At 42.1% G+C, this 7355-nt stretch carries 4 protein-coding genes; all 4 read right to left on the bottom strand.

Features of this window, described 5'->3' with window-relative positions; translation table 11 throughout:
- Positions 1 to 115: 115 nt before the first annotated feature.
- Complete coding sequence (locus tag FVR03_RS23335; RefSeq protein WP_147924186.1) at positions 116 to 574, bottom strand: hypothetical protein; 459 nt, start codon at positions 572 to 574, stop codon at positions 116 to 118.
- A gap of 313 nt (positions 575 to 887) precedes the next feature.
- Positions 888 to 2966 carry a cation:proton antiporter gene (locus FVR03_RS23330; protein WP_147924185.1) on the bottom strand — a complete coding sequence of 693 codons (2079 nt, stop codon included), beginning with the start codon at positions 2964 to 2966 and terminating at the stop codon, positions 888 to 890.
- A 1823-nt stretch (positions 2967 to 4789) separates the two neighbouring features.
- Positions 4790 to 6403, bottom strand: a complete 1614-nt coding sequence (locus FVR03_RS23325; RefSeq protein WP_147924184.1) for an Ig-like domain-containing domain — start codon at positions 6401 to 6403, stop codon at positions 4790 to 4792.
- A gap of 87 nt (positions 6404 to 6490) precedes the next feature.
- Positions 6491 to 7355, bottom strand: an 865-nt coding sequence (locus FVR03_RS23320) for a class I SAM-dependent methyltransferase (protein WP_147924183.1), incomplete at its 5' end; no start/stop codon positions are given.

Genomic DNA, 7355 nt, shown 5'->3' with positions numbered 1-7355 from the left:
CTCCATAGTAACTGTGCTTAAGCTAAGTTAATAATTTTATAGCTTTGACACAGTTCCGTTTACAGTCTCGAGCACGACCGGTTTTTACTATATAATATGTGTTGGAACTGGCTGCTTATTTAGCCGGCCAAACTACTTCCAGGTTATCGTTTATAAACACACCGAAGTTCACGGCTATTAGTTGCTCGTCGTCGAAGTACAGGTCGATCATTTCTTTTTCGTAAGAAACGCGGGTCTCACCTGTCTCCATTTCTTCTTCTTCGATGTCAGTGATTTCGTTGTCAATAAAGAGCTGCTTTATCTGTTCCGGACTCATCTCAAAAATCCTGTCGCCCCAAAGTAGCACCTCGCGGTTTGCTACCTCTATGCAACTTAATTTGTAGTCGTCTTCTTTGTCGAAGTATAACGAGTAGCCTTCTTCCCAGTAGTTCCAGGCCTCGTGCTCAAACTCATCCTCCTCATCTGACTCCTCTACTTCTTCAGGTTCGCCTATCAGTTCTTTAACTTCTTCCATTGTCAGGCCAAACTTGATCTTACCAAGTCCTTTACCTAACCTGATGTCTTTATTAATCATGTTTTTATGTTGATTATCTTAATAGTGCAAAGATAAATGAAATACTCATTCCGCAGATTTTCAGTTCATTTGTTTTTAATAAAACTAAAAATTTTGTTTCTGCCCTGTTAATTTAAAGGTTCTTCTGATTTTTCTATTGCTCCTGAAGCTACTTTCTTCAATAATCTAACCTTTACATATCACACCCCTACTTCTCCAAACGTGCTACACGGTTTCATCTATTAAAACAGAAGGCAAAGAAACCTGAATTCTGTTACGCTGGTTCATTATTACGATGCTTGTTACTACATCCGAACTACTCTTGGTAGTGTTGTTAGTCTTCTGCTTCTAACCTGTTTTCGTGTTTGTGATGAGTTGTTTTAATCTGATTGTCCTGGTACATAACCGGGTGCTGCTCCGGATAAATTATGATAAAACTGTTCTCTTTGTAATTGCGCGAAAGGATGCGTGGAATATAATCCATTTTGTTATCGTAAGAAATAGTTCGGCTCCTGGCCGATACCACCACAATTAAATCGTCGGGAGCTATGTTGGCTTTTAGGTTTTCGACTTCTCCTAAATCGGCCATTATCTCGTACTTTGCCTCTACTGCCGGCTTCGATGTCTGGAGCGTATTTTTTATTTTGTTTAAGGTACGCTTTCTGCCTCTGAACACAAGTTTTGCACCCAATTGTGCCGACAGTAAGCGGAGGGTTCGCAGCCAGCGCAGGTATCCTACTTCTATGTCGGAGTTCAGGGGCACAAACACAACGATGTTTTTAATGGTGTTGAGGGGCTGAATAACTTTACACACCAGTATCATCTGTTCTGTGTTCTCGAGCAGACTGTCTAGCACGGTGCCAAATACGCGGTCGCGGGTCGTGATTTTTGCATTCCAACCGAGTACCACCTCCGTTATCATCATCTCCTTTATGGCACGCAAAATGCCGCTTGCCACGTTTATGTCTATTTTCGATACCAGTTGCACATCGTTATCGGTGGCAGAGGCATGTGTAATGGCCTCCTGCAGCATCTTATTCTTTTTGTAAATTTCTTCTTCTGCGTGCTCGTTATCTATAACTACAGCCAGCGGGTAAATGGGCTCTTTGTACTCCGGGTTCTTGAGCATAATGGCCAGGTCTATTAGCCGCTCTATGTTTGCCGGGTTAGCGATAGGTACTAATATCCGGTCTGGCTTTTCACTTAAGTTCGGTTTTTTGCGGCTTTCCACAATAGCCAGACTTCTTCCTGCCTTTTCGGTTATAAATGAGCTTACAAGGCACGTTACTAAAATAAGCACTATTGTACCGTTCAAAACATCTTCGTTGAGTATGCCCAGGTTAAAGCCCACCAGTACCACCGCCAGTGTTGCTGCTGCGTGTGCACTGCTCAAACCAAATATGAGGTTACGCTGCAAAATGCTGTAGCCAAATATTTTCTGAGTTACCAGCGCTGCCAAATATTTTGTTATGATGGCTACGACAACAATGGTGGCTGCAATAATTAAAGCCTCTGGTCCTCTAAACAGCACAGTTAAGTCTACAAGCATCCCTACACTTATCAGGAAGAACGGGATAAATAAGTTGTTGCCTACAAACTCTATCCGGTTCATGAGCGCTGATGTGTGCGGTATCAGCTGGTTCAGAGCCAGACCCGCCAGGAAGGCACCTATTATAGCTTCTACACCTGCCAGCTCGGCTATAAAGGCAGCAGCGAATACCATCGCGAGCACAAATATGAATTGTGCTCCTTTTTCACTTTCGATCTGCTTAAAGAACCAGCGCGCTATCATAGGGAATACATACATGACAATGGCAACAAACACAGCCAACGATCCTCCCAGCTTTATCCAGTACATGGCATCCAACTCCCCCTGCGACGATCCTGATATGATGGCCAGCACCAGCAGCACTGCCGTGTCGGTTACTATTGTTCCGCCTATGGTGATGGTTACTGCCTCGTTTTTGCTTAAGCCTAACCTGCTCGCAATGGGGTAAGCAATAAGTGTATGAGAAGAAAACATACTCGATAGCATAATAGCAGATAGCCACCTGAAATCCATCACATAATAAAAGATGATGGTGCCGATCGTTATTGGTATAAAAAAAGTGAGTGCTCCAAAAATGAGGCTTTTGTTTTTATTCCTCTTAAAGTCGATCATGTCGATTTCGAGGCCCGCCAGGAACATTATGTAGAGCAGGCCCACTGTCCCGAACAACACAATGCTGGCGTCGCGCTGCAGCAGGTTTAAACCATTGGGACCTACCAGCACGCCTGCCAATATTAGCCCTACTATGCCGGGTATTTTGATCTTGCTTAGTACAATGGGTGCCGCCAGTATTATGAGCAGCACCAGCGTAAATATCAGCACGGGGTCCTCAAACGGGAACGTCAGCTTAAGCAAATATATCATGTCGCTTTTTTTCGTTTTTTTTAAATATAGGTATTTTTTTTTACTGGTTTCTGATCCTTTTATGGCCAGCTTCCCGACTTTTCAACCTATCCACACACTTTAATTATTAATTATTTTTTTAAACTTAAAACTTAAATCTATTCTTCTTCCATTATTTAGGCTGTTAACAAGTTGATAACTCTGCCTCTTTTACTGCTTTGGTCATAACTTGTTTATTTAGTTTTAGTTCTTCACTTTTCTTCCCACACCAAGTCTTCTTCTACTTTTTTGTTTATCACTATGTTAGCCTGGTTGTCCACTATTTGTGCATATGTGTTAATTTCTTTTTGCACAGCACACATTTGGGTGGATAAGTGTAAATTCTGCTCATATTTGTGCACCACTATCCACTTTCTGCATGTGCAAGGCCTTGTTTTGGAGGTTTTGAGTAATGCAAGCTTTTTTATTACGCACCTTTATTAACGCTTATCCACAGTTATACCCACTTCTGTGTTAATTTCTTCTCTCTGTTTCCACGCGTGTAAATTAGTGCGCTTCCTGGCACAAAAAATGGCTCCTCCTGAGCCTTAGTTGCTCATTATATGCCTGCCGATTGTTTTAGCTGCACCAACTGTAGGCTACAATCGCTTAACCTTAAATCTGTAGGCAGTTGCGGTACAGTCAGGATACCTGTAGAAGAAAAAATGGATGTGCAGTGGCAGCTACCCTTGAAGCATTTTGACCAGTTTAGCTTTGGAAGGGCTGATTCATTTAAATAATTGTTGGTTGCTATATACCCATTAGTAAATGGCACAATGGCTTCAGGTTTAAACTGCATAAGCAGATAAGGGAGTCGGGCTATTGAAAAGCAATTAACTGCGGATACGATCAGGAGCATTATCAAACAGCCAAGACTTTAGACCTGCAACGGCCAAATGCTATTACAGAAGCTGGTGAAGGATGAGCCTGTGAAAAGATGTTGTTATTGATTTTTGATGTGAAGTAGCTGGAGATTTCGCTAAGATCGAATTTACAGGATCTGAAGTTGCACCGGATGCTATAACAATTCTACAACCAACTGTAACCTTACTCGCTGTTCATATATAGTTGTTCCTGATCTGGAGTTGATAATGATTGGTTTACCAGAAAATAGGCAAATATCCTTATGAGGACATACTACAAATTTTAGTGATGTTCGGGATTGCTACCTTTATCTGGAATTTTACATTTTAATTCGCTGATTTTTGTGAGGTTCCAGGTTCAGGAAATTTACCGGCCTGCAGAAGAATGCTTAAAGACTAAGTGTAACAAAAAGTGCTCATAAAGTTTCCTTCTGTTCACCGTCTTAATTAAAGAATTATAGAGTAAACTGCCGCTGATTCTATAAAGTGCTTTTTTCTCTAGCCTTTAAGTCTGAAGCAACAGGAGTATAAATAGCCATTGCTCCAGCCACTACTGTTTCAGCTTATTTTTCAGGTGTGCCACTTATTTGTCCTGAAAGCCAGATCGCCTTATGAACTTTTAAAATCCGGGTTAAGCAGTCAACTCAAGCTGAAATTATTCTAATGGTTTTACCCTTCCAAAGCTTTACAGTATGAAATCTGGTCAAGGGTAATTTGTTTTAATAATGCTGTACCCTATGCAGCTAACTTCACGGATATTCTTCTATTTCTCGGGCAGTACAGTTACAAAAACTGATCATGCTGCTGTGGACAGTATAATATAAATATCTGCTACAGCTCACGTATTGGGCATTTTTGCTATAGCTTTCCACATCGCTGTTTAGAGCTCTGAAACAAAAAAGGAGGCAATGCTGCCTCCTCTCCTTTTCATTTTTATCAATTTTAGAACTCTAGTTTTAACGCTTCGAGTTCCCAGTTTGCTCTCACTTCTATTGGTTTTGGATAGATGTAAACCTTCTCTGGTAATCGTTGCAGGTCCGGGTCTCCGGTATACCACTTAGAATCATTGTCTTCATCAATCAGCACCCTAATAATATAGCTGCCTGGTTCCAGGTTTTTAAAATCGAAATTCCTGACATTTTTGACTTCTCTCACAAACTTAAATTCTTTGGTAAGAATCTGGATGAAGTAAGAAGTATAGTCGCTAATAACAGATCCTTTAAAGCTGCCAGTTCCTTTATCATCTGCCTTAGGCAACGTTACCGGCTGAAATGAAATTGGATCTCCTTTCAGAGGAACTATGGCAGTGCTATCGAAGGAGGCAATTAGTTGGGTTATGCGTTTATCGCTGGCAGGCATGGCAAAGCTTAGTTCAGTAGCAGTCTTATCTAAGGTAATCTGATCGGCCGCTATGGTGCTATGCTCCACTGAATCTACTAATAATGTGATGGGGGTGCCAGTTAACCTTACCTGTGTCTCCAGTTCCAGTGTTACTTGTTGGCCAGCTCTAAAAGCTTTACCAGAGCCTCCTCCTATTCCGCCTTCCTTAAGTTGTGCTCCTTTTATGCGTTGCGATCTTTTACCTTCGAACTTAATTGCCACCGTGTCTATTCGTAGGTTACCGGCTGAGTCTGCTGCAGTTAATATGGCTCTGCCACCCGTAAATCCGTTTCCTTCAAAAATTTCGATTAACTTACCCTGCGGACCAATTTTGTACACCATAGTATCGGTAGCGCTGGCTTCTGGTCTGGCAGAGAACTGAGAGATGCCCTCATTATAATTTAGCACAAATCGGTCTAAATAAGTTTCGCGGCTTGGCGTTTGTGGCTTTTTGGTATCTATCCGGATGGTCTGTAGCCGCACCGAATCGGTAGTTGGTGTTACCCTTATTGGCTCTGGCAAATAAGCAATGCGCTCGTTCTCGTTATCGTAAATGTTGTTGTTGTTCTTATCTAAAACGGCAAATATTTTATATTCCCCTTCCTTCACATTCTCAAACATAAACTCACCGGCCGCATTTGTCTGAGCCTGGTAGTAAGGCCTGTTTTTCCGGATGTTCAGCGAGTCTGTTAGCGGGTACAAAGCTACTATAATTTCTTTTTCGGGCAGTTGTGTCAGGTGCTCCACCACTATGCCGCTAACCTTACTCGAGTCTATAAAGGTGCCGGTACTAAAAGTAAGTTTAAGTCCTTTGGCTACGTTCTTTTCAGTTATATCCTGTATTCCGTTCCTGAAGTTAAAGGTATAAGTCGAATTCACTTCCAATGGTTTTTCGAACTCCAGCTCCATCAGGTTCTTTTTGGTCTTAACCGTGTACTTGTTTTCTGTGTTGGGAGTAATCAGGAGTTCTGTGGTTAGTTTGTTTGCTTGTACCTCCTCATCAAATTCCAGGCTAATGATTCTGGTCGATACATTTAACTCTCCGTTTTTAGGGTTACTGTTGGTAAGTGTTGGTGCCACTTCATCTTTCGGCCCTCCTTCCGGATTTCCTACGGTTGCACATGCTGTTAGAATGCCGGCCACAATGGCCACTAAGATCAGGTTTAAAAACTTCATGGAGGTTGTTGGTATCATTATAAAGCAAAAGAGGCAAACTTGCGCCTGCCTTTTACTTTTAACTTAATTAGGTGTACTTAATTGTGCTTATTTTCTTTTCGCTACAAAAATTAAGCTCGAGTAATCGTTGCCGTTCTTCTCGGCGTAGCTGTTAGATTTAAATCCATTTAGCACGCTGTTCAGCATTTTAGTTTTCCCATCTTTCTGCTTTTCGCTTAACATGCTTACGTAATAAGCATCAAACTTCATAGGCAATACCTCTTCCAGCTTCATTTTATGCTTCTTCAGAAAGCGCTTCATGGTTTGTTGGGTAAAGTGGTACAGGTGGCGGGGCACATCGTAAGCGGCCCAGTTTTCTTTGTACTGTTGCGCATCGTGCGAGTCCGCATTAGGTACGGCTATAATCAAGGTGCCATCCTCCTGCAGCAGCGACAGTATCTGGTCCATGGTCTCGTTTAGTTTATGGATGTGTTCCAGCACATGCCAGAGCGTTATTACCTCGTACTTCTCTCCTTCTATTTCGGTAAGCGATGGCGCTATAATGCTGGCCGTACTCTTAGTTGCAATTTCCCGGGCTTTTTCGTTAGGCTCTACGCCGCGTATTTCCCAACCGTCTTTTTTGCAAGCTGTCAGGAAAACTCCTGTGCCGCAGCCATAGTCCAGGATGCTGCCTTTTGCTGTGGCGTATCTGTTAATAAGTTCTACTTTTTGCCGGGTAGTAATAGAGCGTACCACATGGTACGCCCTGTTAATAATTCCAGTCTTAATGTTGCTATGCGATATGTATTCCTCAGATTCGTAGTACTTACCAATGTGCTCTTCTGATGGTCTTGGGTTCGTAAACTTAAACGTACAGTTTTCACATTCCACAATCACAAAACTCTCTTTCGAGACTGCATTATCGGTTACTACCAAAAAGTTTTTAAATTCTTGTTTGCCGCAGACAGGGCAT

The organism is Pontibacter qinzhouensis, from assembly GCF_008017455.1.
Taxonomy (GTDB): domain Bacteria; phylum Bacteroidota; class Bacteroidia; order Cytophagales; family Hymenobacteraceae; genus Pontibacter; species Pontibacter qinzhouensis.
This window is presented reverse-complemented; position numbering and strand designations above follow the sequence as displayed.

Excerpts from the sequence above, each read along its gene's own strand:
- FVR03_RS23335 (WP_147924186.1), bottom strand. The coding sequence starts at position 574 with ATGATTAATAAAGACATCAGGTTAGGTAAAGGACTTGGTAAGATCAAG.
- FVR03_RS23330 (WP_147924185.1), bottom strand. The coding sequence starts at position 2,966 with ATGATATATTTGCTTAAGCTGACGTTCCCGTTTGAGGACCCCGTGCTG.
- FVR03_RS23325 (WP_147924184.1), bottom strand. The coding sequence starts at position 6,403 with ATGAAGTTTTTAAACCTGATCTTAGTGGCCATTGTGGCCGGCATTCTA.